This window comes from Halomonas sp. McH1-25 (assembly GCF_022348165.1).
Lineage (GTDB): Bacteria > Pseudomonadota > Gammaproteobacteria > Pseudomonadales > Halomonadaceae > Modicisalibacter.
Window position 1 is genome coordinate 343,378 of the sequence record NZ_JAKRFI010000001.1, and the last position, 26,066, is coordinate 369,443.

Sequence of the window (26,066 nt, forward strand, 5' to 3'; positions counted from 1 at the left end):
ACTCAGCTTTCACCGGAAGGGGGCTCGGAAATCAGCCCAACATTAGGAACGCCCGCGACTTGAAGGGTACTCATCAATGTCACGATCTGACCGTATGGCACATTGCGGTCACCTCGAACCAGAACAGGCGTATCGGGCCGACGCTGGAGAATGATAATGATCTTATCGCTGACTTCCTCGAGCGAGACGGGAGTATCCTCTTCGCCCAGTGAAATGAAGTACTGTCCTTCCTTGTCAACGGATACGACGATGGGTTCACGATCCTCCATATCCTCGATGGGCTCGGAACTCACCTGAGGCAAATCGACCTGCACCCCCTGGGTCAGCATTGGCGCGGTAATCATGAAGATGACCAGCAGCACCAACATCACGTCGATGAACGGAACGACGTTGATTTCGCCCATGGGTTTACGTCGCGGCCCGCGATTGAATGGACCTAGCATCTTACGACTCCCTTATCAGGCGGCTTCCCGCTCACGACCCTGCAGATTGCGATGCAGGATGGAGTGAAACTCTTCGGCAAAGTCCTCGTACTGTCCGAGCAAACGATTGGAACTCGCCGAGAGGCGATTGTAGAAAATGACGGCGGGAATCGCGGCAAACAGCCCCATGGCAGTGGCGATCAAGGCTTCGGCAATCCAGGGCGCCACGGTGGAAAGCGTGGCTTGCTGAGCCATCGACAGGCTCTGGAATGATCCCATGATACCCCAGACCGTACCGAACAGACCGATGTAGGGGCTAGCCGAGGCAACGGTCGCGAGAAAGATCAGATGCAGGTTGAGACGCTCCTCTTCCCGAGACCAAGCCACACGCATGGCACGCTGAACGCCATCCAAGATGGCCTGGGAGTTGCGCGTCTTGGTCATCAGGCGATTGAACTCGCGAAATCCCGAACGAAAGATGTGTTCGGCGCCGACGACTTCCTGCTCCGGCGGCTTTTCGCGATACAGCTCATTCAGGTCGACACCCGACCAAAACTTGTCCTCGAAAGCGCGATGCGCCTTCTTGGCACGTCTCAGCACGATGCTTCGCTGGAATATCACGACCCAGGAAGCGATGGAACCGGCCAATAGCAATAGCATGACCAGTTGCACCACGAGACTGGCGTTCATGATCAGGTGAGGAATGGACATTGAATCGTTCACGGGTGTCCTCGTAATGATACGGAATTATTCGTCAGGACTGCGGCCAAGGCCGACGGCCAACGTACTGGGCGAAGTCGTACGGCATCCACACAGGCGATATGGACGTCCGCTTCGCACAAGGGTTCCCCATACACCGTGACCCGCTGATGAAAAGCGAGCCGGCAGGCGGAATATTCGATAATTTGAGCGGTAACCTGCAATTCATCATCGAGCCTGGCGGGCTTGGCATAGCGGCACGTGAGTCGATGTACGACCAGTTGGGCACCCTCTTCCAGTAGCCCCTGCTGCGTCAAACCATGCTGTCTGAGCCACTCGCTGCGGGCTCGCTCCATGAACTTGAGGTAGTTGACGTAGTACACTATCCCGCCTGCATCGGTATCTTCGATATAGACGCGGACCGGGATGCTGAAAGGAGTCGTCATGAGCGAAGTTCCTCACCCATCGCATCCGGCACGCCGTCCCCAGCGGCCAGACCGAAGTGCAGGTAGGCTTGGCGCGTCACCATGCGACCACGCGCAGTGCGCAACATGAAACCTTGCTGGATCAGATAAGGCTCGATGACGTCCTCGATGGTATCACGCTCTTCGCTGATCGCCGCTGCCAGGGAGTCGACACCCACCGGACCACCGTCGAATTTCTCGATCATGGCAAGCAGCAGGCGCCGATCCATATGGTCCAGTCCATGCGTATCGACATGCAGCATGTTCAGGGCCAGATCGGCGATCTCTTTCGTTAACCGCCCGTCACCACGCACTTCGGCGTAATCGCGCACCCGCCGCAACAGGCGATTGGCGATGCGCGGGGTGCCCCGAGCCCGACGGGCGACTTCGCCGGCCCCGCCTGCCAGGGCCTCGATTCCCATCAAGCGCGCCGAACGCGCAACGATCTCGGTGAGTTCGTCGATAGCGTAGAACTCGAGACGCTGAACGATACCGAAACGATCACGCAATGGAGAGGTCAACAAACCGGCGCGTGTGGTCGCCCCCACCAGGGTGAACTTGGGCAGGTCGAGCTTGATCGAGCGTGCCGCAGGGCCTTCACCGATCATGATATCCAGCTGAAAGTCTTCCATAGCGGGATACAGCACTTCCTCGACAGTGGCTGGAAGGCGATGGATTTCATCGATGAACAGCACATCCCCAGGCTGGAGATTGGTCAGCATGGCTGCCAAATCGCCGGCTCGCTCAAGCACCGGGCCGGAGGTCGATTTGATATCGACCCCCATCTCCTCGGCGATGATGTTTGCCAAGGTCGTCTTGCCCAGCCCCGGCGGGCCAAAGACCAGGGTGTGATCGAGGCTATCGCCTCGCTGTCGCGCCGCCGTGATAAAGATATCCAACTGTTCACGCACTCGCGGTTGGCCGATATAATCGGCCAGCCGCTGGGGGCGGATAGCATGGTCTGCGCGCACCTCCCCCGCTTGGGGATCGGCAGCAATCAGACGGTCACTTTCGATCATGATTACCGTTTATCCTGCCAGTTTGCGACTTAGCGCTGACTTGATGAGCGCTTCGGTGGACTGGTTGGCCTCGAGCCCGGAAAGCATGCGCGACGCTTCGGCCGGCTTGTAGCCTAAGCTAATCAGTGCAGCTTCGGCATCGGCCAGGGGGTCGCTCGTCGCCGGCACGCCTGGTGGCAAGGACGTCAACTCACCTTGCGTTTCGGCACTCCAGTGCGGGAACCTGTCGCGCATCTCGACGATCAATCGCTCGGCGGTTTTCTTGCCCACCCCCGGCAGCCGGGTCAGGGCCTTGACGTCATCCTCCATGACACAGCGGATGAACTGCTCCTGTTCCATGCCGGAGAGAATGGCCAGCGCGAGCTTGGGGCCGACCCCATTGACCTTGATCAGGGCGCGGAACAAGGCGCGCTCCGGTTCCTTATGGAAACCGTAGAGCAGGTGGGCATCCTCGCGAATACTGAGGTGCGTGAAGAGTTGCACGGTCTCGCCGAGTCCGGGCAATGCCAGCAATGTGTTCATGGAGGCCTCGAGCTCGTAGCCGACGCCCCCCACGTCCACGACCAGCCAAGGGGGCTGTTTCTCGATCAGGGTGCCTCGTAGGCGTCCAATCATGCCTTACCGATCCTTCTAATGATTGGTGCCACTATACGTGTCGGTCGCTCGACTGACTAGCGCTGCGTGAACACTGTTCACAAGCGGTCAAGAGGGGCGGAAATCCCGCCAGCCTTGCCTGGTACTGCGCCGCCGCCCACCGAAACTTCCCTGCTGGACCAAGCCCACCCGGGCATGCCCATGTGTCAGGGCGATCGCCAGCGCATCGGCTGCATCCTCCTGCGGTGTATCGCTCAGGCCGAGGACCGCCGTCACCATGTGCTGCACCTGTTGCTTGTCGGCACCGCCCGTTCCGGTCACCGCCTGCTTGACCTGCTTCGGCCCGTACTCGTAGACCGGTAGACCATGATTGGCGGCACATACGATGGCGGTTCCACGAGCCTGCCCCAACTTCAACGCCGAGTCTGCATTGCGTGACATGAACACTTGCTCGATGGCGAACTCGGCAGGACGATACATCGCGATCAGCTCTGCCACCCCCGCATAGACCTGGGCAAGCTTCTGGGCCAAATCGTCATTGCGGATACGTATGCAGCCACTGGCGATATAACGTGGCTGGGCCAGAGATACGTCCAGCACGCCATACCCCGTAATTCGAGAGCCAGGGTCGATCCCCAATACGATCATTGCAGCGAGCCTCCCACCACCCGATCCCGCGATTCGCTGGCACGAGCGGTGCACCTTGACAGTAGCAAGCCGGCACCCTGTAACAGGGTGCCGGCTCCGCGATGTGAAGTAACGTTGTCCCGACGCCGAGATTATTCTTCGTCGGACGTTACCTTGGCTTTCTGGCGCAGACGGATGTTGAGATCCTTGAGCTGGTCAGGGCTGACTTCGCCAGGCGCGTCGGTCATGAGATCCGCAGCACTCTGGGTCTTTGGAAAGGCGATGACTTCACGGATCGTCTTCGCCCCGGTCATCAGCATGACCAGCCGGTCCAGACCGAACGCCAGCCCGCCATGCGGCGGTGCGCCGTATTGCAGGGCGTCCAGCAGGAAGCCGAACTTCTCTTCGGCTTCCTCGGCACCGATGCCGAGCACCTCGAAGACGGCACGCTGCATGGCCTGATCGTGGATACGAATCGACCCGCCACCCAGTTCAGTCCCGTTCAGCACCATGTCGTAAGCCCGGGACAGCGCCGTGGCCGGACTGGCCTTGAGCTCATCCGGGGAGCAGGACGGTGCCGTGAACGGATGGTGAAGCGCGGAGAGGCGTCCGGCATCGTCGGCTTCGAACATCGGGAAATCAACCACCCATAGCGGTGCCCACGCCTGGGTGTACAGGTCGAGATCGCCGCCCAGCTTGACGCGCAACGCGCCGAGCGCTTCGTTGACGACCCGCGCCTTATCGGCACCGAAGAAGATGATGTCGCCATCTTCTGCACCGACGCGCTCCAGTAGCGTCTCGACGATGCCCTCCATGAACTTGACGATGGGCGACTGCAGCCCTTCGAGCCCCTTGCCACGTTCGTTGACCTTGATCCACGCCAGCCCCTTGGCGCCGTAGATACTCACGAACTTGGTGTAATCGTCGATTTCCTTGCGGGTCAGCTTGGCGCCGCCGCTCACCTTGAGCGCCGCTACACGGCCATCGTCGGCCTTGGCCGGACCGGAGAAAACCTTGAAGTCGACATCCTTCATCAGGTCATCGACGTCGACCAGTTCCAGCGGGATTCTCAGATCCGGCTTGTCGGAACCGTAGCGCTGCATGGCCTCGGCATAAGGCATGCGCGGAAAGGCGGGCAGTTCGACATCGAGGACCTCGACGAACAGCTGACGAATCATGCGCTCGGTAATGGCGATGATGTCGTTTTCATCGACGAACGATGCCTCGAGATCGATCTGAGTGAACTCGGGCTGGCGATCGGCACGCAGGTCCTCGTCACGGAAACACTTGGCAATCTGGTAGTACCGATCGAAACCGGACACCATCAGCAACTGCTTGAAGAGCTGCGGGGATTGCGGCAGTGCAAAGAAGTGGCCGGGATGGGTGCGACTCGGCACCAGATAATCACGCGCCCCTTCCGGCGTGGCCCGGGTCAGGATCGGCGTCTCGATGTCCAGGAACCCTTCACCCTCGAGATAGGCGCGCACGCTGTGCGAGATACGCGAACGCAGGCGTAGCTTATCGATCATCTCGGGACGACGCAGGTCGATGTAACGGTGCTTCAGGCGCACTTCTTCGCCGACCTTGCCGTGCTCGTCGAGCTGAAACGGTGGAGTCGCCGCCGTGTTCAACACCTCGACCTGCTTGGCCAGAACTTCGATCAAGCCGGTCGGCATGTTGGGGTTCTGAGTTCCCTCGGGACGCAACCGGACCCGGCCACGAATGCGCAGCACATACTCGTTACGTGCACGGTCAGCGGTCGCGAACGCATCGGGGGTGTCGGGGTCGACCACGACCTGAGCGATGCCATCCCGGTCGCGCAGGTCGAGAAAGATCACGCCGCCGTGATCTCGGCGGCGATGTACCCATCCACACAGCGTGACCTCTTCATCCACCTGGGTCTCGTTCAACTGGCCGCAATAATGGCTGCGCATGTCAAATCCTGTTCAGTTGCTTTCGTATGAGCCCTGCCGGCATTTGCCGGCAGGAACGTCAGGCGGTCGCCTTGCTTTCCTTACCCGGGGTACTCGGCGCACTCTTGTCGCCAGTGTCGTCGGCAAGGTTCTTCTTGCCACCTGACTTGAAATCGGTTTCGTACCAGCCACCGCCAGCCAGACGGAACCCGGCGGCGGATATCAGGCGCGCCAGTTCGGGTTTTTCACAGGCGGGACATTCCGTTAATGGGGTGGCACTGACCTTCTGCAATTTTTCGAGACGATGGCCACAGGCCTTGCACTCATATTCGTAGATGGGCATGGTTCTTATCACTCTGTGACATAACACGACCGCAGACGTATAGCATGCGGCGATTGCAATATGCGGTCAGTCGACGCGCTTTCCAAGGCTGCCTCGAGAGCCGCATATTATAGCGTGTTGCGGCCCCCGAGGGGCAAGGCCGCATGTACCAAAGACATTCTAACCTGCCGTGGAGAGACCGCTGATGAAAGCCGTGATACTGGATGCCGCCACCCTGGGAGACGATATCGATCTGTCCCCGTTGCGTCGTGAGGTAGACGAGTTGACGGTCCATTCCCTGACGTCCCCGGAGGAATGCCAGGAGCGCCTGGAAGGCGCCGATATCGTCATGGTCAACAAGGTGGTGCTCGGCGAAGAATTGCTTGCCAGTCTACCGCAGTTGAAATTGATCTGCGTTTTAGCGACCGGCACCAATAACATCGACATGGCAGCGGCAGAGCGACTAGGCATTGCGGTCCGCAACGTTAGCGCTTATGGCACGCAAAGCGTGGCCCAGCACACCCTAATGCTAATCCTGGCATTGGCCAACCGCCTCCCTCTCTATCAGCGTGACGTAGCGGCGGGACGATGGGGGCAAAGCCCTTTTTTCTGCCTGCTTGAGCATCGCACCTTGCAGCTTGCCGGCAAACGCCTAGTCATCGTCGGCAGTGGCGTGCTTGGCAATGCCGTTGCGCGTCTCGCCAGCGCATTCGAGATGGATGTAGTCTTTGCCGCCCGGCCTGGCAGCGAAGACACTGACGAACGCCCTTCACTCAAGCAGTTAGCCGCTTCGGCAGACGTACTGAGCCTGCATTGCCCGTTGACAGAGGCGACCCATCATCTGGTTGACGATGACCTGCTGAAAGAGATGAAGCGTGATGTCTTGCTGATTAACTGCGCACGCGGAAGCGTCATCGACGAGCAAGCGGCATTGCGCGCACTGCGAGACGGGAGGATCGGCGGATTGGGTGTCGATGTACTGCCTCAGGAACCACCGCGCGAGGGCCATGCACTGATCGAGGCCATGGCAGAGCCGCTAAATCTCATCGTAACGCCGCACAGTGCCTGGATTAGCCCCGAAGCTCGGCAGAACGTCGTGGTATTGACTGCGAATAATATCAAAGAATGGAAATATGATGGCTAATAGCATCTTAGTTAACGGTATAAAAGAGTTTCCTAGAACCCACTTGCAACGCATGGCCTCGATAACAATACTCGGAACAAAACCGAGGCGTTAACGACAGACCGCTACGAGACGCAGAACAGCCAGGAACACGCATGCTCTATAACTATGGGTCGGTGAACATCGATCATGTCTACCGAGTGCCCCACCTCGTCAGGACGGGAGAGACTCTATCGAGTCATGGTTACCGTCAGGTTCTCGGTGGCAAAGGGGCAAATCAGTCCCTGGCCATTGCCCGTGCCGGCGGGCAAGTCGTGCACTGGGGGCGTCTGGGCCAAGGCGATCGCTGGGTCCTCGAGACCCTTTCATCGGCAGGCGTGAACATTGCCCACATCGAATTGACGGCCGATGCCAGCGGGCATGCCCTCATCCAGGTCGACGATCATGGCGAGAATGCGATCATCGTCCACCCGGGCGCCAACCACGGCTTTACCGATGCGCAGCAAAGTGCCCTCGCCGCCTCCGCGGATAGAGGCGACTGGCTCCTGTTACAGAACGAATGCAATGCCGTCGGCAAGATGATGACCCTCGCGGCAGAGCGCGGCATGCAAGTTGCGTTCAATCCTGCCCCGATGACGGCCTCCGTGCTGCGACTGCCTCTCGATATCTGTCGGCTGTTGTTTCTCAACCGCGGCGAAGCCGCAGCGCTAGTAGGGCTCGACGATACAGCCTCGGCACAAACGCTGATCGAAGCGCTGCGCAAACGTCTTCCGCACGTGGAAATCGTTCTCACGCTTGGCAGTGAAGGCGTCTGTTACCTGAACGGCGATGTTCAGTATCGGCTGCCAGCCCACCACGTCGACCCCAAGGACACCACGGCGGCTGGCGACACCTTCATCGGTTACTTCATGGCAGCGCGACAGCACGATACCGACCTGGTAGGCGCCTTGCGTTTGGCCAGTGCTGCAGCGGCCCTGTGCGTACAACGAGATGGCGCCGCTCCCAGCATTCCGGTACTGAGTGAAGTCCTGGATGTCACCCGGGGTTGGCCTGAGCTGGAACTCTTACCATCATGATCGCCCGTTTGGATGACGATGGTTTCCAAGCGGGCCCTGCCCGACCATAAACTCGCACAAGGAAGCTCATCATGCCGATACCGATCATCTTCGATACCGATCCAGGCGTCGACGACGCACAAGCCATCGCCATTGCACTGGCCCATTCCGACATCGAACTACTCGGGCTGACGACAACCTACGGTAACGTTGATATCGACACGGCGACTCACAACGCTTTGCTGCTTTCCGAGTTGGCCGGTCAGAATATCCCCGTTGCCCAGGGTGCCGCCGCCCCGCTGGTCAAGGCCAAGCATCCCGCTCCGGCGCATATCCATGGCGCTAACGGTCTGGGCAATATCGAATTGCCAGGCGTCAACGGCAAAGCGCTGGCCATGAGTGCAGCGGAGTTCATCGTCGAACAGGTCAATGCCCGACCCAATGAAATTACGCTGGTAGCCGTCGGCCCCGTAGGCAACCTGGCTGCGGCACTGCAACTCGACCCGGACATCGTCAATAAAGTGAAACAGGTCGTCATCATGGGCGGCTCGATCCGTGAAGGCGGTAACGTCACGCCCGTGGCTGAAGCCAACATGTTCAACGACCCGCATGCCGCCTCGCGCGTATTGACGGCAGGATGGCCTTTGACCCTGGTGGGGCTCGATGCGACCCATCGGTGTGTGCTGAGCCCTGCCGACATGGAACGGATTGCCGATGCCCAAGGGAAACTGGGTCAGGTACTGGCCGGCAGTTACCGCTTCTATAGCGACTTTTATCGTGGTGCGCTGGGCATCGATGGCTGCTGCCCCCATGACAGCTGTGCACTTGCCTGGTTGATGAAGCCCGAGCTTTTCACTACGGCACGCGGCCACTTGACCGTCGCTACCGAAGGATATGCCGAAGGCCAGACTATATTCGCTCCGGAGGGCCGCCCCTTCCTCGGCGAGCGCTGGTCCAGCACGCCCATGGTTGATGTCTGCCTCAATGCCGATGGGGAGGCAGTAGTGTCCTGGATCGTCGATGTGCTTAGCTAAGACTCAGGAGGTAGCGAAGGTGTCGTAATCGCGCCATTCGCAGCCCTCCACCTCGACATGGGTCACCTTGGCATCGGGTGGCCCATTCCATAGCCATTTGACGACGGAGTCGACCGCTTCGCCTTCGCCACACAGGACCACTTCGACGCTCCCATCCGGCAGATTGCTGGCGTAGCCAGTCACCCCTGCACCTAGCGCTCGTTCCTGGGCAGCCCGGCGGTAAAACACCCCTTGCACCTTGCCCGAAACCAGCGCCCTGACACAGCATTTACTCATGGTCAGCTTCCCTTCATCATGAATGGCACCAACTACGTTTTAGCACTCCTAGCCGCCCGCCCCCAAGGTCACGCTGCGCCTCTCGACACAGAGTATCGGCTCTAGCTCTCCGCTGACCCCCGATCGCGATCGATCACCTGGCGCTGAACGCGCACCGCCGTGTTGCGCGGCATGATGGTTCGCCCCTTGGCTTCCAGATGCGTTCGCGTCAGTGCCGCACCGAACAGCAGAATCAGCGAAGAGTAGTAGACCCAGAGAAGCACCAAAACCACCGACCCCGCTGCGCCGTAAGTCGACGCTGTGGCCGTATAAGCCAAGTAGGCGGCAATGGCGTAACGTCCGATAGAAAAAAGCACCGCGGTCACAACCGAGCCGATGATCACATCACGCCAGCCGATGACCACATCGGGGAGTATCTTGAACAGTGCGGCAAAGAATGCCGTGATCATCAGCAGTGAAAGCAACGACTCGGCGCTGCTCAGCAGAAACTCCCCTGCAGGTAGCCAGTTGCTGGCGAAGACAAAGATGGCTCGCAGAACGACACCCATCACTAGCGAGACCAACAGTACGAACCCGATTGCCAGAACGACCGTCAGGGAGAGTAGACGGGTCTTGATAAATGCCCTCAGGCTACTCCTGTCCGGATTGGACGTAACGCCCCATATCGTATTGAGCGAATACTGCATCTGCGCGAACACGGTAGTGGCACCCACCAACAGGGCTCCTATGCCGATCAGCGTGGGCAGCACCCCCGATGTCTCGATGCGCGACTGAATGACCGCCTGCTCTACGGCTTGGGCAGCGCCTGGGCCGATGGCGTCTTGCAGTTGCGTAACGATCTCCCCTTGCGCCGCCTCTTCGCCGAACACCACGCCAATCACCGTTACGGCGATGATGACCGTTGGGGCGAGCGAGAATAGCGTGTAGAAGGCCAGGGAGCCTGCATAACTGAACGCGTTGTGCTCCAGCCACAGCTGAATGGCATTGAGGACGATCCGGTACCAATTCAGCGCCATTTTCTTGACCACTCGCCCACCTCCAGAATGCGCCGTCGCCCTCAGCATAACCAAGTGATCGTGACAACGAAATGTGAGAAAAAACCGATACGAGACTTTGCCTGCTTCCTTGCAGGGCAACAACCCTGCACCCATAATGGCGCTCCACGCCATTTCGCTTCTGCGTGACGACGCCGAGCCCGACGCTCATATGCCTGAAACAAGCTTTGATTTCGACTGCCTGGTTTTTATCGGCCGTTTTCAGCCGCCTCACCTGGGGCATCTGACCGTAATACACGAGGCTCTCAAGCGCGCAAGACAAGTTATCGTGCTGATCGGCTCGGCCTGGCAGGCAAGGTCGCTGCGTAATCCGTGGCGCTTCGAAGAGCGGCGAGACATGCTACGCAGCTGTTTCGATCTACGCGACAACCAACGTCTCGAGATCGAGCCCTTGCTGGATGCGCTCTACAATGATGATGTCTGGGTACGTGACGTACAGCGCAAGGTGCGGGACATTGCCCGCCCCAGCCAAGGAAAACTGCCGCGTATCGGTCTGATTGGCGCCAGTCGAGGTCAGTCGAGCTATTACTTGAGCCTCTTTCCGCAATGGGAGTCCGTTAGCGTCCCGTTGGTCGATGGCATTTCGGCCAGCCAGATTCGTGAACGACTTTTTCATTCCAGCGCTTCTGCCGAGGACTATTTGGCTACCGGTGCCGAGCATGATCTGCCACCCAAGGTTCACCAGGCACTCACGGCGTTTCATCAGACATCGGCAGGCCAGCAGTTGTTGGAAGAACAGAACCTGGTCGAGCAATACCGTCGGGCATGGTCGCAGGCCCCCTATCCGCCCATCTTCGTGACCGTCAATGCCGTCGTCGTCCAATCGGGACACGTGCTGCTCGTCAAGCGCAAAGCGGCGCCTGGCAAGGGGCTGTTCGCGCTGCCTGGCGGATTCATCAATCCTCATGAACGGCTGCTCGATGCCTGCCTGCGCGATCTACGTGAGCGCATCCGCCTGAAAGTGCCGGAGCCGGTACTCAAGGGATCGCTACGTGGCCGGCGCCTTTTCGACGAGCCGCATCGAAGCTGGCGTGGCCGCTCCCTCGCCGAGGCTTTTTATTTCGCCCTGCGTCCCGAGCAACAGTTGCCCAAGCTCAAGCCAGCCAAAGGAGGCGATACCGCACAGTGGGTGGCATTGGCAGACCTCGAGCCCGAGACGCTGTTCGAGGACCACTTCTTCATCATCCAGAACTTTCTCGGCCTTCCTGCAGGCTGGACCACGCCCTGACGAAGTGCAGGCTCAGGCTTGCAGGAAATCCCGTGGCAGCTTCATCATCTGCCGCCACAAACGCTCCACACCAGGCTTGTGAACCAGCGAACAGCGATAGAGGCGCACTTCGAGAGGAATGTCCCACTTGGCCTCACCGGCGCGCACCAGTCGCCCACTGGTCAGTTCTTCGCGCACACAGAAATCGGGAATCCACGCCATGCCGACACCTTGCAAGGCCATGCCTTTCAAGCCCTCTGCCATCGCGGTTTCGTAGACCGTTTTCAGGCGCAAGCGCAACGGGTCGTTCTTCAGCAGCATACGTACGCTACGTCCCAGGAAAGCGCCTTGGGTGTAAGCAAGGAACGGAATGGAGTCGCTACCGGATAGCGGGAAGCAAGGCAGCCCATCGGTATCCGGCAAACACACCGGAATCATTTTGGCATTCCCGATAGAGAATGAAGGAAATACATCGCCATCGAGTTGCATGGTCGCATAGGGGTCATGGTAGCCGAGCATCAGGTCGCAGTTGCCTTCCCGAAGCACATGAATGGCATCCCCTACATTCATCGCCACCAACCGGGTAGGCAACTCCCCCACTCCTTTCTGCAATCGGGAAATCCAACGCGGATAGAAGGCCAACGCCAGCGAGTGTGCAGCGACGACATCCAAGGCTTCGTTGGCCATCGACAAGCCACGCAAATGCCCGAGACATTCGTTGAGCTGCTCGACCAGGTTGCGTGCCGTCACCAGAAACAGCTGTCCTTCCGGTGTCAGCCCGACCGGCGTCGTAGAGCGATCGACGAGCGTCTTGCCGACGGCCTGCTCCAAGGAGCGGATCCGGCGGCTAAACGCCGGCTGGGTGACATGGCGCTGACGCGCCGAGGCGGAAAAACTGCGCGTATTGGCCAGGGCGACGAAATCCTCCAGCCATTTGGTTTCAAGGTTCACCGCGACTCCGCTACCTCAGTTATCAGCCGAACCGGCAAATGCCGGTAACGAAAACAGGAGTTTACCCCTCCAGTTGCGACCCCACCACGTGCATGTCGGGATTCGTGAAGTGCGGGTCGACCAAACGATGCTTACTGCACCGGAGCCATCAGGTAGGCCGCGCGCGATACCAGCTTACGCCACAGGGGGCGTCGCTCCAGTTCATTGAGGGCTATTTCGCGACATCGCTCGAAGTCCTCCAGCAACATGCTCTCGACTTCCGCGGCGAAACCGCGATCGGGTATGAATGCCGTCAATTCGAAATTGAGCCTGAACGAACGATTGTCCAGGTTGACCGTGCCAACGGCAGCACTGTGATCGTCTATCAACATGACTTTCTGATGCAGAAAACCGGGCTGATAACGGTATATTCTGACACCGGCACGCAACATGTCCGGCAGAAACGAGAAGGCCGACAGGAAAACGAGCAAGTGGTCGGGGCGTTCGGGAATCATGACCCGGACATCGACACCTCGGAGCGCCGCCAGGCGCAAGGCATCCTGAACGCTTTGATCAGGCACGAAGTAGGGGCTTGTCACCCAGAACCGATGCTGGGCACTGTGGATCGCATGCTGGATCAGCAGGCTTGCCGTCTCTTGCGGATCTGCCGGTCCCGATGGAACGATAATGACGTTCTGGCATTCGGTACAGGTGACCTGGGGTTTCCAGGTCAGGGCCAGCACTTGGCCCGCAGCCCAATACCAGTCCTCCCAGAACGCTTCCTGCAGCCCGAGGACGCTGGGTCCGGACAACTTGAGATGGGTGTCGCGCCAGGGCCCGTGACGCGGGTCTTCACCGAGATACTCGATCCCCGCATTGAGCCCACCCGTCCAACCGCACTGCCCGTCGACGACCATCACCTTGCGATGATTGCGGAAGTTTAGCTGGAAGCGGTGCCGCACCCCCCGCGATGAATTGAACGCTCTGGCTTCGATACCTGCTTGGCGCAGATCGTTGAGATATCCATCGTTCAGCCCTCGGCAGCCTATCTCGTCAAACAGGAAATAGACACGAACCCCACGCTCGGCTTGTCGTATCAGCCGGTCCTTGAGTTCGATTCCCAGCCGGTCGCGGCGCACGATGAAGAATTGAATGAGAATGTACTCTTTGGCCTGTGCGATACCGTGAAACAGACTGTCGAACGTGGCGTCGCCATCGATCAGCAATTCCGCACGGTTGCCGCTGGTCATCGGCATCATCGCCAAACGCTCGACGGCCCGCACGTTTCCCCGTCTCGAATCCGCCAGATAGGGCGCGATCAACGGCCGGTAGCGCTCCAACACACGACGCAGCGCCGTATCATGCTCGCCACGTGCCGAGACATAGCCATAGAAACGCGGCCTGCCAAAGACCCAATACGCCGGCAAAGCCACATAAGGAAACGTTACCAGCGAGATGATCCATGCCACCGCACCTTGCGACGTACGGCTGGACATGAGTGCCAGGACGGCGGAAATCACCCCCCCTATGTGGAAAAAGGCAACGCCGAGCCCCACAAGCCAGGATGTCATTGCGGCTCCTTTTACAATGGCACGCCAAGATACCCGAAATCCCTCGACCATGAATGACACGGCCCCACCGAAGGCGGGGCCGTGCTCGATGCTAGAGCCTACCCTATCAGGCCCGCTCGGCGATAATTTCTTTCCACTTGGCCGGGCCGGTCTGATGCACTGATTCGCCCCGACTGTCCACCGCTACGGTGACCGGCATGTCCTCGATCTCGAATTCGTAGATCGCTTCCATGCCCAAATCCTCGAACCCCACGACGCGGGACTTCTTGATTGCCTGGGCTACCAGGTAGGCGGCACCACCCACGGCCATGAGATAAACGGCCTTGTTGTCACGAATTGCCTCGATCGCCATCGGCCCCCGCTCCGCCTTGCCGACCATACCCAACAGGCCGGTCTGCTCGAGCATCGTCCGGGTGAACTTGTCCATCCGGGTCGCCGTCGTCGGACCGGCCGGCCCCACCACTTCGTCACCGACAGGATCCACCGGACCGACGTAGTAGATGAAGCGACCCTGCATGTCCACGGGAAGCTCCTGTCCCTTGGCCAGCATGTCGATCATACGCTTGTGCGCCGCATCGCGCCCGGTCAACAGCTTGCCGGACAGAAGGACGGTATCGCCGGGCTGCCAAGTCTGTACGTCTTCGGGAGTCACGTCATCCAGATTGACACGACGCACGTTGTCACCCACTTTCCAGCTGATTTCCGGCCAATCCTCGAGCTTGGGCGCCGGCAGCTCGGCAGCGCCACTGCCATCCAGCGAAAAATGCACGTGACGCGTCGCCGCGCAATTGGGAATGATGGCCACCGGCTTGTTCGCGGCGTGCGTGGGAAAATCCTTGACCTTGATATCGAGTACCGTAGTCAGCCCACCCAGACCCTGGGCACCGATACCGCTCTTGTTGACCTTATCGAATAGCTCCAGGCGCAGCTCTTCGGCCCGGTTGCTGGCGCCGCGGGCCTGCAACTCCTGGATGTCGATGGGATCGAGCAGCGCTTCCTTGGCGATTTCCATGGCCTTTTCCGCCGTGCCGCCGATACCGATACCCAGCATGCCGGGCGGGCACCAACCGGCGCCCATCTTGGGCAGCTGCTCGAGCACCCAGTCGACCACGCTGTCGGACGGATTGAGCATGGCGAACTTGGATTTCGCCTCGCTACCACCGCCCTTGGCCGCCACATGCACCTCGACCGTGTCGCCTGGCACGATCTTGTGATGGATGATCGCCGGCGTGTTGTCCTTGGTATTCTGACGCTTGCCGTCCGGATCGGCCAATACCGAAGCACGCAGCACATTGTCAGGAAGCTGGTAGGCCCGGCGCACCCCTTCATTGATCATGTCGTCGAGGCTCATCTCGGCCTCCCAGCGCACATTCATGCCGACATGCACGAAAACGGTGACGATGCCGGTATCCTGGCAGATCGGACGATGTCCCATGGCGCACATGCGGGAGTTGATCAGGATCTGGGCGATGGCGTCCTTCGCCGCCGGATTCTCCTCGCGCTGATACGCCGCATGCATCGCGTCGATGAAATCCTTGGGGTGATAGTAGGAAATGTACTGCAGGGCGTCGGCAACGCTCTGGATCAGGTCATCCTGGCGGATCACGGTCATTTGACAAGAACTCCTGGCAGAAAACGAGACACGCGACATGGCCGGTCAGGCAGCCAATGGCGAGGTTCCAGTGGGCGCGGATTATACCTCACTGAACCAGTGGCGGCAGGTACCGTTGCGCTTTGCTCTTTTAAAATGCATCTTAGATAACGGTATAAGTATCAGAGCAAGAAAAGGCGGAGCCGCAAAGCGCTCCGCCAGGCCATGCTCAATCAGCCACCGAGATAGGCGCGACGCACCTCGTCGTTGGCCAATAGTGCCTTACCGCTGTCGGCCAACACGACGCGGCCATGCTCGAGTACATAGCCTCGGTCGGCGATCGACAAGGCACGATGTGCATTCTGCTCCACCAGAAAAATGGTCGTACCTTCTTCACGCAACTTCTCGATGATTTCGAAGATCTGGGCAATGACGATCGGCGCCAGCCCCAGCGACGGCTCATCGAGGAGCAGCAGACGCGGTCGGCTCATCAGGGCGCGGGCGATGGCGAGCATCTGCTGCTCGCCGCCGGACATGGTCCCTCCCCGCTGATGATAACGCTCCTTGAGTCGGGGAAAGAGCGCCAGTACATAGTCGGTATCCCGGGCGATCTCGTGCTTATCGCGGTAATAGCCGCCCATCGCCAGATTCTCCTCCACCGTCATGCCGGTAAAGATGCGCCGCCCTTCCGGCACCACAGCGAGCCCGGTGCGCATGATGCGTGAGGTAGGCAGTGAGTGGATCTCTTCGTTCTCGAAGCGGATGGTGCCCGAGGTCGGTTTGGGATCACCGCAAATGGACATCAGCAAGGTAGTCTTGCCGGCCCCATTGGAGCCCACGAGCGTGACGATCTCGCCGTGCTCGACGCTCAACGATACGCCATCGAGCGCCTGAATCGGCCCGTAATGCGTCGTCAGATTGACGACATCCAACATCGCCATGCGCTACTCCTCCCCCAGATAGGCCTTGATCACTTCGGGATTGCGTCGGACCTGCTCCGGGGTGCCATCGGCCAATGGCTGGCCCTGATTGACCACATAGATGCGATCGGAAATCCCCATGACGAGGCTCATGTCGTGTTCGATCAGCAAAACCGTAATCTTCTCTTCTTCCTTGAGCTGGACGATCAGGCGGTCGAGATCGCGCGTCTCATTGGGGTTCAGCCCCGCCGCCGGCTCATCGAGCATCAGCAGCTTCGGCTGCGTTACCATGCAGCGGGCTATTTCCAGGCGACGCTGTTGTCCATAAGCCAGATTGCCTGCCTCACGGTTGGCGAATTCGATCAGGCCCACCCGCTCCAGCCAATGGGCGGCGCGGTCCATCAATTCGGCCTCGCGGCGCCGAAAACCCCGCGTCAGGAACAGGCCCTTGAGCAGATTGCGCTCGGCCTGCATGTGCTGGGCGACCAGCAAATTTTCGATGACGGTCATCTCCTTGAACAGGCGAACGTTCTGGAACGTTCGCACCATCCCCGCCCGGGCGATCCTGAACCCGGGTAGCCGATGCATCGGCTTGCCCTCGAAGATGACCTCCCCACCAGTGGGTCGGTAGAAACCGCTGATGCAGTTGAACACGGTCGTCTTGCCGGCACCGTTGGGACCGATGATCGACACGACTTCACAGGGAGCCACATCCATGCTCACCCGGTCGACCGCCAACAGACCGCCGAAGCGCATGGAAAGATTGCGGACGGAAAGCAAAGGGGTATCAGCCACGGTTCAACTCCATCTGCGGACGCTTGAGCGGCAACAGCCCCTGCGGGCGCCAGACCATCATCAGCACCATGATCAGACCGAACAGCAGCATGCGGTACTCGTTGAACTCGCGAGCGATTTCGGGCAGCAATGTCATGGCTATCGCTGCCAGAATGACCCCCAGTTGCGATCCCATCCCACCGAGCACGACGATCGCCAGCACGATGGCCGATTCGATGAACGTGAACGACAGCGGGCTGATGAACCCTTGACGCGCCGCAAAGATAGACCCGGCGATCCCGGCGAAGCTCGCGCCGATGGTGAACGCCGAGAGTTTGACGCCCGTCGGGTTCAGCCCCAGCGAACGGCAGGCGATATCGTCCTCACGCAGCGCCTCCCAGGCTCTACCGATCGGCATGCGCATCAGGCGATAGATGATGTAGGCCACGGCCAGCGCGAACAGCAAGGCGAGAACGTACAGGTAGATCACCTTGTGCATGGGATCGTAGGCGATGCCGAAGAATTCATGGAACGAGGTATATCCTTCATCGGCACGCCGGGCGAACTGCAGATTGAACAACGATGGCTCGGGGATCCGTGCGATGCCATTGGGCCCGCCAGTGATCCCGGTCAGGTTGTTGAGCAGGATCCGAATGATCTCGCCGAATCCCAGCGTCACGATGGCCAGGTAATCGCCACGCAAACGCAACACGGGAAAGCCCAGCAAATACCCGAACAGCGCCGTCATCCCGCCAGCGATGGGCAACGCTTCCCAGAAGCTGAAGCCGAAATAGCTGTTCAGCAGGGCATAGGTATACGCACCGACGGCATAGAACCCCACGTAACCGAGATCGAGCAGGCCGGCCAGCCCCACCACCACGTTGAGCCCGAGACCGAGCATCACGTAGATCAGCGTCAGGGTGGCGATATCGACGGCACTACGCTCGGCCATGAAAGGGAACAACAGCAAGGCACCGATGGCCAGTGCCAACATCAAGCGGCGCTGGGCATGATTCTCCAGAAACGCGGGCAGCCGGAAGCGCGAGCCCTGCCTGGCGTTTTCACGCACCCGCTGTACGCGATCCTTGACCAGTTGATAGACGAACACGATCCCGGCTGCTGCGAACAGGCCCAGCCAGGTCCATGGACCGTGCACGACCACGACCGTCTCGATGCCCTGGGATTGCAGTTGGATACCGAGTACGGACGCCCCCAGCAGCAACGTCAGCCCGGCGGCGAAGAAAGCGGGAAGCAATTTGCCTTTCATCAGATCTTCTCCACTTCAGGCTTGCCGAGTATTCCCCAGGGACGGAACAGCAGAATCAGGATCAATAGACCGAACGACACCACATCGTTGTATTCCGTGGACAGGTAGGCCCCGGTCATTGCCTCGGCCACGCCCAGGATCAGACCGCCCAGCACGGCACCTGGAATACTGCCAATGCCGCCGAGCACCGCCGCCGTGAACGCCTTGAGACCGGCCAGGAAGCCGATATACGGGTTGACCACGCCGTAATACATGCCGAGCAGCAAACCGGCCACGGCGGCCAGCGCCGCCCCGATGACGAAGGTCATCGAAATGATCAAGTCGGTGTTTATCCCCAACAGATTGGCCATACCTCGGTCCTGGGAACAGGCACGACAGGCCCTGCCCAGGCGTGAACGCGAGATGAACAGCGCCAGCACCGTCATGCTGATCAGGGTGACGGCAAAGATGATGACCTGCATATAAGAGAGATTGACGGCGAAGCCATCGCCGCCGAACTGCCAGCCACCGGGCAACAGGCTGGCAATCGCCTTGTCGCGAGACCCCTGCGCCAGCAAGATGTAGTTCTGCAGGAAAATCGACATGCCGATGGCGGAAATCAACGCAATCAAGCGCTTGGAACCACGTACGGGCCGATAGGCCACCCGTTCGACGGCAAAGGCATGGGCACTGGCCACGACGATCGCAACCAGCAGGGCGGCGGCCATCAGGAACACGGTACTGTCGATCCCCAGCATCGACAGGCCGGCAATGACGATGAACACCACATAGGTCGAGATCATGTAGATTTCGCCATGAGCGAAATTGATCATGCCGATGATGCCGTAGACCATGGTATAGCCAATGGCAATCAGCGCGTAGGTGCTGCCTATGGTGAGGCCGTTGATCACCTGCTGAAGGAAGTAGAGGAAAGCTTCCATGAGGAATTACCTGCGCAAAGACGCCTAGCCGGTTTTTGACCGGCCAGGCGAAGGTCGACGTCGCTCAAGCGACGGTGATGCCATGCTGAACCGAAGCGTGGACGTTACTGGGCGGAATCGGACTGAGACTCGCCGGTTTGGGCCTTGGTCTTGCTGCCATCGGCGTGCCAGTTGTAGACGACGAAGTTGAACTCTTCGAGGTCACCGCTTTCGTCGTACTTGACCTCGCCAATCGGCGTATCGAAGGTGTTCTGATGCAGGTATTCGGCGACTTCGAAGGGGTCGGTGGATTCCGTCGCCTGCATGCCTTCGGCCATCAACTGGACCGCGGTGTAGGCCGGCATCACGAAAGGACCGGAGGGATCCTGGTTCTTGGCTTCGAAGGCTGCCACTAGGTCGGCGTTCTTGGGATCGGTCTCGAAGGCCTGGGGCAATGTCACCAGCAGCCCCTCGGAGGCCTCGCCGGCGATCTTGGAAATGTCCGGATTGCCGACGCCTTCCGGCCCCATGAACTGGGCGTCGAAGCCGAGTTCCTTGGCTTGGCGCAAGATCAGGCCCAGCTCCGGGTGATAACCGCCGTAATAGACGAAATCGACATTCTCGCGACTGAGCTTGGACACCAGCGACGAGTAGTTCTGCTGCCCCGCCGTGATCCCTTCGAAGACCACCACGTCGACACCGGCCTCCTCGACGGTATCGCGCACCGCCGTCGCCACACCTTCGCCGTATTGCTGCTTGTCATGAATGATCGCCATGCGCTCGGGCTTGATGTGCTCGGCAATGAAGCGTCCGGCAACCGGCCCCTGGGCATCGTCGCGGCCGATGGTGCGGAACACGGTCTCGTAACCCGCTTCGGTGATGGTGGGGCTGGTCGAGGCCGGCGTAATCATCAGGATGCCTTCTTCGGCATAGATGTCGGAAGCCGGCTGGGTGGCGCTCGAACACAGGTGACCGACGACGAACTGGACGCCATCGTTGACGATTTGGTTAGCGACGGCGACCGCCTGCTTCGGCTCGCAGGCATCGTCGTATTTCACGCCCTTGAGCATCTCACCGTTCACGCCGCCCTGGGCATTGATCCGCTCGATGGCCATTTCGGCCCCAATGAACTGCATGTCACCGTATTGGGCGACCGGTCCAGTCACGGGCCCGGCGAGCCCAATGGTAATCTCCGCCTGTGCGGTAAGGCTGGTCATCCCTGCGCCAATGGCCACGGCCAACAGCGACTTGCGCATCGTGTTCTTCATACGGGTTTCCATCTCGTTGTTATGTTGGAAAGCCACCGCTTTCAAGCGGTCGTTCGAGCCTATTATTGGCAGCCGCGTCAGGTACTGTAAAGCGCGCAAAAGCCTGCCATTTCGCCATTTCCCGGCGCTTTGACGGAAACAAGAACCAGCCGAGTTCCGTTTCGAAAGAAAAAACACTGACACCAAAAACAAGCACAGCAGTAATGCGCCCTTCCCCACCAAAAGGCGACAGATAAACGCTTTTTAAATGCCATGGCAGAGGATCATCCGGTGCGAGACAAACAGCGCAGCAAGACAGGATGCACCCGGCCAATCGCGCCAATGACCAAGGCGCGGCCGGATGTCAGGAGGAAACGGAGGGAATTACTTCAGTTCGATGAGGCGTGCATTGAGCGTATGCACTCGATCACGCAACCGGGCGGCCTCTTCGAACTCCAGATTGTGTGCCGCCTCGTGCATGGCATCCTCCAACTTGCCGATCTCCCGGGTAATGTCGGGCACCGACATGGCCTTGAGATCGTCCAGCGTATATTCGCCTTGTGCCTCGGCCACCTTGCGCTCGCTCTTGCGGCGGCTGCCCTTCTTGCCGGGAGCCTGGGCCCCTTCCATGATGTCGGCCACCGAACGGGTCACCGTCGTCGGCGTAATGCCATGCGCCTCGTTGTGGGCAATCTGCTTGGCACGGCGCCGTTCGGTCTCGTCGATCGCCTTGCGCATCGAATCGGTGATCCGGTCACCATAAAGGATCGCCTTGCCGCGGGCGTTGCGCGCCGCACGCCCGATCGTCTGAATCAAGGAGCGCTCGGCACGCAGGAAACCCTCCTTATCGGCATCGAGGATGGCCACCAACGACACCTCGGGAATATCCAGACCCTCGCGAAGCAGGTTGATGCCCACCAGGACATCGAACTTGCCCAGGCGCAGGTCGCGAATGATCTCGACACGCTCGACGGTATCGATATCGGAATGCAGATAGCGTACCCGTATATCGTGTTCGTCGAAGTATTCCGTCAGGTCCTCGGCCATACGCTTGGTCAGCGTCGTAACCAGCACACGTTCGCCCACCTCGGTGCGCAGGCGAATCTCGGACAACAAGTCATCCACCTGCGTCGAGGCCGGACGCACCTCGACTTCGGGATCCAGCAACCCGGTGGGACGCACCACCTGCTCGACCACTTGGCCGGCATGTTCGGCCTCGTACTTACCCGGTGTCGCCGAGACGAAAACCGTTTGCGGACAGATACGCTCCCATTCCTCGAAGGTCATGGGTCGATTGTCAAGCGCCGAGGGCAGCCGGAAGCCATATTCCACCAGCGTTTCCTTGCGCGAGCGGTCGCCCTTGTACATCCCCCCCACTTGGGGAACGCTGACGTGGGACTCGTCGATGAACAACAGCGAATCGGCCGGCAGGTAGTCGAAGAACGTCGGCGGCGGCTCGCCGGGCTTGCGCCCCGAGAGATAACGCGAGTAGTTCTCGATACCGTTGCAGTACCCCAACTCGAGCATCATCTCGATATCGTAAAGCGTGCGCTGCTCGAGACGCTGGGCCTCTACCAGCTTGTCATGCTTGCGCAACCAGTCGAGTCGCTCGATAAGCTCGGCCTTGATGTTTTCCGTGGCCTGCACGATAGTTTCGCGCGGCGTGACGTAGTGACTCTTGGGGTAGATGGTCATGCGCGGCACCTGACCGCGCATCTCGCCGGTCAGCGGATCGAACAGGCGAATCGAATCGATCTCGTCATCGAAAAGCTCGACACGCACCGCCTCGTCTTCGGCATCCGCCGGGTAGATATCGATCACGTCGCCACGCACACGATAGGTGCCGCGGCGGAAGTCCATGTCGTTGCGCGTGTACTGCAGCTCGGCGAGGCGCCGCAGAAAGCTGCGCTGATCGATCAACTCGCCGCGATTGAAGTGCAGACGCATCTTCAGATACAGCTCGGGGTCGCCCAGGCCGTAGATCGCCGACACCGAGGCGACGATCAAGGCATCGCGACGCTCCAGCAACGCCTTGGTGGCCGACAGGCGCATCTGCTCGATATGGTCGTTGATCGATGCATCCTTCTCGATGAAGGTGTCCGACGACGGCACATAGGCTTCAGGCTGGTAGTAATCGTAATACGAGACGAAGTACTCGACGGCATTGTCGGGCAGGAACGACTTGAATTCGCCGTACAGCTGCGCGGCCAGCGTCTTGTTGGGCGCCATCACGATGGCCGGACGCTGTAGACGCTCGACCACATTGGCCATGGTGAAGGTCTTGCCCGACCCGGTCACGCCGAGCAGGGTCTGATGGGCCAGCCCCGCTTCGATGCCCTTGACCAACCCATCGATGGCGGCTGGCTGGTCCCCCGCGGGACGATACTTCGAGTGAATTCGGAATGGTCTGTTCATGTGCCTGAGATGGGCCCGGTCTCGGAAAAGTTCAAGCGCTCACGCCGACAGTTCGGTATTGACCTCGACCTGCGACACGGTCATCAGGCGCTGGATAGGGCAACGCTCGGCAATTTCCAGCAGCCGGGCACGTTGCTCGGCATCGTCGATGCCGAGAAAATCCATGCTGACCATTAACCGGTAGATGCCGCGACGCTCCTGGCTGTCGTCACGAATGACGCTGACCCTGACGCCTTCCAGCGGCCACTCTTTGCGTCGCGCATACATCCGCGCGGTAATGGCCTTGCAGGCGCCAAGCGCCATGTCCAGATAATCGTGTGGATCCGGTGCGCTGTCACTGCCGCCGATGAGGCCAGGGCCATCGGCAAACATGTCCTCGAATCCCTCGACTTCGATACGATGACGAAGCCCCTCACGCCCTTCACTGGTGACTACGATGGTCATGACGACCTCCTGTCGGCAGACTCAGCGGACCTTGACGCCAAGCTTCGCAACGGCTGCCATCAACGCCTCTCGGCTAACGCGCCCCTCGACATCGGCCCCGTGGCGCCCCACCTCGGCACTTTCCACACCATCCACCATCATCAGCGCTGTCGTCAGCTGATTGATCTTCTCGGCGTCGTCGACGCCTTCGAAAGTCAGCGAGATATGGCTCATCGGGCGCTCCTAATCTGGACACTATCGGAGCGAAGTCTAGCACGCCGTCATCGTATCGCCCCAACACGGCCAACGCCGGCTTGCATTTCAGGGTCTCAGCCCTCATACCGTGGATACTGAACATCGTGTCGCAACGGAGTCCTCATGTCCGACTGGAAAGCCTACCTTCAACGACTTGGCGCCCACTTCTCCGACGATCGACATGTCGATTTCGGCGATTCGGACCAGGCCCGTCACGCCCATGACGACACCGTGATCACGCCGTTGGTCCATATGGGCATCCTGCAACTGGCAGGCGCCGACGCCGAGCGCTTCCTGCAGGGACAGACCAGCGCCCAACTCAGCCTGGCCAATGGAGATTTCGCCGCCCCGACCGCATTCTGCACGCCGAAGGGGCGCATGCTGGCCAACGCGCAGCTACTGCGTGTCGAGGAGGGGCGTTACTGGTTGCTGATCGATCGCGACCTGATCGACCCTCTGCGCAATCACCTGGCAAAATTCGCCGCATTCTATAAAGCGGACATCACGCCACGCGACGATATCGTGTTGCTCGGTCTGATTGGACGTGACGCACCTGCCCTGGTCGAGACGCGTATGGACCTGCGCCCACCCACGACCTGGCAACAGGTCAATCACGGCGAACGTGTCGTTCTGCGCCATCCGGGCCATAAGCCGCGCTTACTGTTATGCCTGCCTCAAGACGAGGCCGGTGCCGTATGGGACACACTGGCGAAGCATGCCATCCCGGTCGGCAATGCCGTGTGGCAGTTGCATGACATTCAGGCCGGCCTCGTCTGGCTGAACGCCGCTCATCAAGACACCTACTTGCCACAGATGATCAACTGGGAAGCCTTGGGCGGCATCAGCTTCAAGAAAGGCTGCTATACGGGCCAGGAAGTCGTCGCCCGAGCCCATTTTCGCGGACAGGTCAAGAAACGCTTGGTGCGAGGCCAGCTCGACGGCGCCACCCTGCCCGACATCGGCACTCCCATACTCGATGCCGAGGGCAAGAGTCAGGGCGAGGTGGTGAGTGCGGAAATCGACGGCTACGGCGAAGTCGAAATTCTCGCCGTAATGACCACCCGCGACGATCTGGCCGAACCGTTGACGGTCCTCGACCAACACCTGAAACGGCTCAAGCTGCCCTATCCGCTGGAGCGAGTCGACCCTGAGAATCTTGCCAGCAACGGGCAGGCAGGCTAGCTGGCGTGAGGCGTTATGCCGAACACTCTTTGCACATTGGCGGTGGTATGTTCGGCCACTTCCTCGTCGGTCTGCCCCCGCAATTCCGCGACTTGGCGGCAGACCATGGCGATTCGTGCTGGCTCATTGCGCTGCCCCTGGAAGCCACATAACGGCATGTCGGGACTGTCCGTCTCCAGAACGAAGCCGTGATCCGGCAGTGCCGCGACGGCACGGTGCACACGCTTGGCCCGTTCGTAAGTGGTGGCGCCGCCCAGGCCGACCACGAAGCCCAGATCGATGAACTTGCCAGCCTGCTCGGGGCTGCCTGCGAAAGCATGGATCAGGCCGCCGGCCGGCAGATCCAGCTGACGCAGGCGCTTGGACACTTTGTCGTTGGCATGCACACAGTGAATCACCACAGGCAGACGACGCGCCTTGGCAATGCGCAGTTGTTCCTCGAACAGGGCCCATTGATCGTCGAGGGTGTCCTCGAAGCGCGCATCGATCCCGCACTCGCCCAGCGCGATCACCTCGGGATGGTCGTCCAGCGCCCGTTCGAGCGCTTCGATGTCCTCGGTCCCGTGTTCGTGCATGAAATAGGGGTGTAGCCCCAGGCTCAGGCTGACGTCGCTGCGCTGGGCGACATCGATGACGTCTGGCCAACGCCGGCGTGTCGTCCCGGGCACCAGAAAATGCTCGACCCCGGCTTCGTGGGCGCGTGAGAACATGGCCTTGCGATCCTCGTCGAAGGCCTCGAAATCGAGATGGCAATGAGCGTCGATCAGCATCCGTGCGATGGC

27 protein-coding genes are annotated in these 26,066 nt (G+C 59.9%); 5 read left to right on the forward strand and 22 right to left on the reverse strand.

The features are described from left to right. Window positions 1-2: 2 nt before the first annotated feature. The 8 genes from tolR to MHM84_RS01735 form a co-directional block, all read right to left on the reverse strand. Complete coding sequence (tolR, locus tag MHM84_RS01700; RefSeq protein WP_239261801.1) at window positions 3-443, reverse strand: protein TolR; 441 nt, start codon at window positions 441-443, stop codon at window positions 3-5. Window positions 444-458: 15 nt separating this feature from the next. Then, window positions 459-1,145: a protein TolQ gene (gene tolQ, locus MHM84_RS01705; protein ID WP_239261804.1), complete on the reverse strand. Its 687-nt coding sequence runs from the start codon at window positions 1,143-1,145 to the stop codon at window positions 459-461. Continuing rightward, window positions 1,142-1,567 (reverse strand): tol-pal system-associated acyl-CoA thioesterase, encoded by a 426-nt coding sequence (gene ybgC, locus MHM84_RS01710; protein ID WP_275445635.1) that lies wholly within the window; start codon window positions 1,565-1,567, stop codon window positions 1,142-1,144. The genes tolQ and ybgC overlap by 4 nt, the downstream gene beginning before the upstream one ends. Then, window positions 1,564-2,604, reverse strand: coding sequence for a Holliday junction branch migration DNA helicase RuvB (ruvB, locus tag MHM84_RS01715; protein ID WP_239261806.1), 1,041 nt, complete (start codon window positions 2,602-2,604; stop codon window positions 1,564-1,566). Before ruvB ends, ybgC begins: the two co-directional genes overlap by 4 nt. 9 nt (window positions 2,605-2,613) lie before the next feature. Then, a complete protein-coding gene (ruvA, locus tag MHM84_RS01720; protein ID WP_239261808.1) occupies window positions 2,614-3,219 on the reverse strand; it encodes a Holliday junction branch migration protein RuvA in 606 nt (201 codons plus the stop codon). Window positions 3,220-3,306: 87 nt separating this feature from the next. Then, window positions 3,307-3,846: a crossover junction endodeoxyribonuclease RuvC gene (gene ruvC / locus MHM84_RS01725; RefSeq protein ID WP_239261810.1), complete on the reverse strand. Its 540-nt coding sequence runs from the start codon at window positions 3,844-3,846 to the stop codon at window positions 3,307-3,309. Window positions 3,847-3,977: 131 nt separating this feature from the next. Next, the gene (gene aspS / locus MHM84_RS01730) at window positions 3,978-5,759 is read right to left on the reverse strand and encodes an aspartate--tRNA ligase (protein ID WP_239261812.1); all 1,782 of its coding nucleotides are present in this window, start codon (window positions 5,757-5,759) and stop codon (window positions 3,978-3,980) included. Window positions 5,760-5,817: 58 nt separating this feature from the next. Further along, on the reverse strand, window positions 5,818-6,081 hold the full coding sequence (locus MHM84_RS01735) for a zinc ribbon domain-containing protein (RefSeq protein ID WP_239261813.1): 264 nt from the start codon (window positions 6,079-6,081) through the stop codon (window positions 5,818-5,820). Window positions 6,082-6,265: 184 nt separating this feature from the next. On the opposite strand from MHM84_RS01735, the gene MHM84_RS01740 reads away from it, so the two are divergent. The 3 genes from MHM84_RS01740 (at window position 6,266) to MHM84_RS01750 (ending at window position 9,272) form a co-directional block, all read left to right on the forward strand. Further along, complete coding sequence (locus MHM84_RS01740) at window positions 6,266-7,204, forward strand: D-2-hydroxyacid dehydrogenase (RefSeq protein WP_239261815.1); 939 nt, start codon at window positions 6,266-6,268, stop codon at window positions 7,202-7,204. A 134-nt stretch (window positions 7,205-7,338) separates the two neighbouring features. Further along, the gene (locus MHM84_RS01745) at window positions 7,339-8,259 is read left to right on the forward strand and encodes a ribokinase (protein ID WP_239261817.1); all 921 of its coding nucleotides are present in this window, start codon (window positions 7,339-7,341) and stop codon (window positions 8,257-8,259) included. 71 nt (window positions 8,260-8,330) lie between these two features. After that, entirely contained in the window at window positions 8,331-9,272 is a 942-nt protein-coding gene (locus MHM84_RS01750; RefSeq protein WP_239261819.1) for a nucleoside hydrolase, read from the forward strand. 3 nt (window positions 9,273-9,275) lie between these two features. On the opposite strand, the gene MHM84_RS01755 is transcribed toward MHM84_RS01750, so the two are convergent. Together MHM84_RS01755 and MHM84_RS01760 are read right to left on the reverse strand one after the other, a co-directional pair. After that, the gene (locus MHM84_RS01755; RefSeq protein WP_239261821.1) at window positions 9,276-9,548 is read right to left on the reverse strand and encodes an acylphosphatase; all 273 of its coding nucleotides are present in this window, start codon (window positions 9,546-9,548) and stop codon (window positions 9,276-9,278) included. Between the two features lie 101 nt (window positions 9,549-9,649). Next, window positions 9,650-10,564 carry a YihY/virulence factor BrkB family protein gene (locus MHM84_RS01760; protein WP_239261823.1) on the reverse strand — a complete coding sequence of 305 codons (915 nt, stop codon included), beginning with the start codon at window positions 10,562-10,564 and terminating at the stop codon, window positions 9,650-9,652. Between the two features lie 190 nt (window positions 10,565-10,754). Here MHM84_RS01760 and MHM84_RS01765 point away from each other — a divergent pair, with 190 nt between their 5' ends. Beyond that, complete coding sequence (locus MHM84_RS01765) at window positions 10,755-11,831, forward strand: bifunctional nicotinamide-nucleotide adenylyltransferase/Nudix hydroxylase (protein ID WP_239261825.1); 1,077 nt, start codon at window positions 10,755-10,757, stop codon at window positions 11,829-11,831. Window positions 11,832-11,843: 12 nt separating this feature from the next. On the opposite strand, the gene MHM84_RS01770 is transcribed toward MHM84_RS01765, so the two are convergent. The 11 genes from MHM84_RS01770 to MHM84_RS01820 all read right to left on the reverse strand — a co-directional run bounded on the left by MHM84_RS01770 (window position 11,844) and on the right by MHM84_RS01820 (window position 24,081). Next, the gene (locus tag MHM84_RS01770) at window positions 11,844-12,761 is read right to left on the reverse strand and encodes a LysR family transcriptional regulator (protein ID WP_239261828.1); all 918 of its coding nucleotides are present in this window, start codon (window positions 12,759-12,761) and stop codon (window positions 11,844-11,846) included. 131 nt (window positions 12,762-12,892) lie between these two features. Continuing rightward, entirely contained in the window at window positions 12,893-14,311 is a 1,419-nt protein-coding gene (gene cls, locus MHM84_RS01775; RefSeq protein ID WP_239261831.1) for a cardiolipin synthase, read from the reverse strand. Window positions 14,312-14,417: 106 nt separating this feature from the next. Then, complete coding sequence (locus MHM84_RS01780; protein WP_239261834.1) at window positions 14,418-15,923, reverse strand: fumarate hydratase; 1,506 nt, start codon at window positions 15,921-15,923, stop codon at window positions 14,418-14,420. Between the two features lie 212 nt (window positions 15,924-16,135). Next, a complete protein-coding gene (locus MHM84_RS01785) occupies window positions 16,136-16,837 on the reverse strand; it encodes an ABC transporter ATP-binding protein (protein WP_239263776.1) in 702 nt (233 codons plus the stop codon). Between the two features lie 9 nt (window positions 16,838-16,846). Next, complete coding sequence (gene livG, locus MHM84_RS01790; protein ID WP_343218268.1) at window positions 16,847-17,617, reverse strand: high-affinity branched-chain amino acid ABC transporter ATP-binding protein LivG; 771 nt, start codon at window positions 17,615-17,617, stop codon at window positions 16,847-16,849. After that, a complete protein-coding gene (locus MHM84_RS01795; RefSeq protein WP_239261837.1) occupies window positions 17,610-18,863 on the reverse strand; it encodes a high-affinity branched-chain amino acid ABC transporter permease LivM in 1,254 nt (417 codons plus the stop codon). Before MHM84_RS01795 ends, livG begins: the two co-directional genes overlap by 8 nt. Next, the gene (gene livH, locus MHM84_RS01800; RefSeq protein WP_239261840.1) at window positions 18,863-19,783 is read right to left on the reverse strand and encodes a high-affinity branched-chain amino acid ABC transporter permease LivH; all 921 of its coding nucleotides are present in this window, start codon (window positions 19,781-19,783) and stop codon (window positions 18,863-18,865) included. Before livH ends, MHM84_RS01795 begins: the two co-directional genes overlap by 1 nt. Before the next feature lie 104 nt (window positions 19,784-19,887). Continuing rightward, window positions 19,888-21,030 carry a branched-chain amino acid ABC transporter substrate-binding protein gene (locus MHM84_RS01805; protein ID WP_239261842.1) on the reverse strand — a complete coding sequence of 381 codons (1,143 nt, stop codon included), beginning with the start codon at window positions 21,028-21,030 and terminating at the stop codon, window positions 19,888-19,890. A 363-nt stretch (window positions 21,031-21,393) separates the two neighbouring features. Continuing rightward, the gene (uvrB, locus tag MHM84_RS01810; protein ID WP_239261844.1) at window positions 21,394-23,424 is read right to left on the reverse strand and encodes an excinuclease ABC subunit UvrB; all 2,031 of its coding nucleotides are present in this window, start codon (window positions 23,422-23,424) and stop codon (window positions 21,394-21,396) included. A gap of 39 nt (window positions 23,425-23,463) precedes the next feature. After that, a complete protein-coding gene (locus tag MHM84_RS01815; protein ID WP_239261846.1) occupies window positions 23,464-23,868 on the reverse strand; it encodes an OsmC family protein in 405 nt (134 codons plus the stop codon). Window positions 23,869-23,889: 21 nt separating this feature from the next. Continuing rightward, a complete protein-coding gene (locus MHM84_RS01820; protein WP_239261848.1) occupies window positions 23,890-24,081 on the reverse strand; it encodes a hypothetical protein in 192 nt (63 codons plus the stop codon). Window positions 24,082-24,225: 144 nt separating this feature from the next. On the opposite strand from MHM84_RS01820, the gene MHM84_RS01825 reads away from it, so the two are divergent. Beyond that, window positions 24,226-25,284 (forward strand): folate-binding protein, encoded by a 1,059-nt coding sequence (locus MHM84_RS01825; protein ID WP_239261850.1) that lies wholly within the window; start codon window positions 24,226-24,228, stop codon window positions 25,282-25,284. On the opposite strand, the gene MHM84_RS01830 is transcribed toward MHM84_RS01825, so the two are convergent. Then, window positions 25,281-26,054, reverse strand: a complete 774-nt coding sequence (locus MHM84_RS01830) for a TatD family hydrolase (RefSeq protein WP_239261852.1) — start codon at window positions 26,052-26,054, stop codon at window positions 25,281-25,283. The two genes, MHM84_RS01825 and MHM84_RS01830, sit on opposite strands and share 4 nt — an antisense overlap. Window positions 26,055-26,066 lie beyond the last annotated feature (12 nt).

Coding starts and splice junctions, on each gene's coding strand:
- tolR (WP_239261801.1), bottom strand. CDS start 443: ATGCTAGGTCCATTCAATCGCGGGCCGCGACGTAAACCCATGGGCGAA.
- ybgC (WP_275445635.1), bottom strand. CDS start 1,567: ATGACGACTCCTTTCAGCATCCCGGTCCGCGTCTATATCGAAGATACC.
- ruvB (WP_239261806.1), bottom strand. CDS start 2,604: ATGATCGAAAGTGACCGTCTGATTGCTGCCGATCCCCAAGCGGGGGAG.
- ruvA (WP_239261808.1), bottom strand. CDS start 3,219: ATGATTGGACGCCTACGAGGCACCCTGATCGAGAAACAGCCCCCTTGG.
- ruvC (WP_239261810.1), bottom strand. CDS start 3,846: ATGATCGTATTGGGGATCGACCCTGGCTCTCGAATTACGGGGTATGGC.
- aspS (WP_239261812.1), bottom strand. CDS start 5,759: ATGCGCAGCCATTATTGCGGCCAGTTGAACGAGACCCAGGTGGATGAA.
- MHM84_RS01735 (WP_239261813.1), bottom strand. CDS start 6,081: ATGCCCATCTACGAATATGAGTGCAAGGCCTGTGGCCATCGTCTCGAA.
- MHM84_RS01740 (WP_239261815.1), top strand. CDS start 6,266: ATGAAAGCCGTGATACTGGATGCCGCCACCCTGGGAGACGATATCGAT.
- MHM84_RS01745 (WP_239261817.1), top strand. CDS start 7,339: ATGCTCTATAACTATGGGTCGGTGAACATCGATCATGTCTACCGAGTG.
- MHM84_RS01750 (WP_239261819.1), top strand. CDS start 8,331: ATGCCGATACCGATCATCTTCGATACCGATCCAGGCGTCGACGACGCA.
- MHM84_RS01755 (WP_239261821.1), bottom strand. CDS start 9,548: ATGAGTAAATGCTGTGTCAGGGCGCTGGTTTCGGGCAAGGTGCAAGGG.
- MHM84_RS01760 (WP_239261823.1), bottom strand. CDS start 10,564: ATGGCGCTGAATTGGTACCGGATCGTCCTCAATGCCATTCAGCTGTGG.
- MHM84_RS01765 (WP_239261825.1), top strand. CDS start 10,755: ATGCCTGAAACAAGCTTTGATTTCGACTGCCTGGTTTTTATCGGCCGT.
- cls (WP_239261831.1), bottom strand. CDS start 14,311: ATGACATCCTGGCTTGTGGGGCTCGGCGTTGCCTTTTTCCACATAGGG.
- MHM84_RS01780 (WP_239261834.1), bottom strand. CDS start 15,923: ATGACCGTGATCCGCCAGGATGACCTGATCCAGAGCGTTGCCGACGCC.
- MHM84_RS01785 (WP_239263776.1), bottom strand. CDS start 16,837: ATGTTGGATGTCGTCAATCTGACGACGCATTACGGGCCGATTCAGGCG.
- MHM84_RS01795 (WP_239261837.1), bottom strand. CDS start 18,863: ATGAAAGGCAAATTGCTTCCCGCTTTCTTCGCCGCCGGGCTGACGTTG.
- livH (WP_239261840.1), bottom strand. CDS start 19,783: ATGGAAGCTTTCCTCTACTTCCTTCAGCAGGTGATCAACGGCCTCACC.
- MHM84_RS01805 (WP_239261842.1), bottom strand. CDS start 21,030: ATGAAGAACACGATGCGCAAGTCGCTGTTGGCCGTGGCCATTGGCGCA.
- uvrB (WP_239261844.1), bottom strand. CDS start 23,424: ATGAACAGACCATTCCGAATTCACTCGAAGTATCGTCCCGCGGGGGAC.
- MHM84_RS01815 (WP_239261846.1), bottom strand. CDS start 23,868: ATGACCATCGTAGTCACCAGTGAAGGGCGTGAGGGGCTTCGTCATCGT.
- MHM84_RS01820 (WP_239261848.1), bottom strand. CDS start 24,081: ATGAGCCATATCTCGCTGACTTTCGAAGGCGTCGACGACGCCGAGAAG.
- MHM84_RS01825 (WP_239261850.1), top strand. CDS start 24,226: ATGTCCGACTGGAAAGCCTACCTTCAACGACTTGGCGCCCACTTCTCC.
- MHM84_RS01830 (WP_239261852.1), bottom strand. CDS start 26,054: ATGCTGATCGACGCTCATTGCCATCTCGATTTCGAGGCCTTCGACGAG.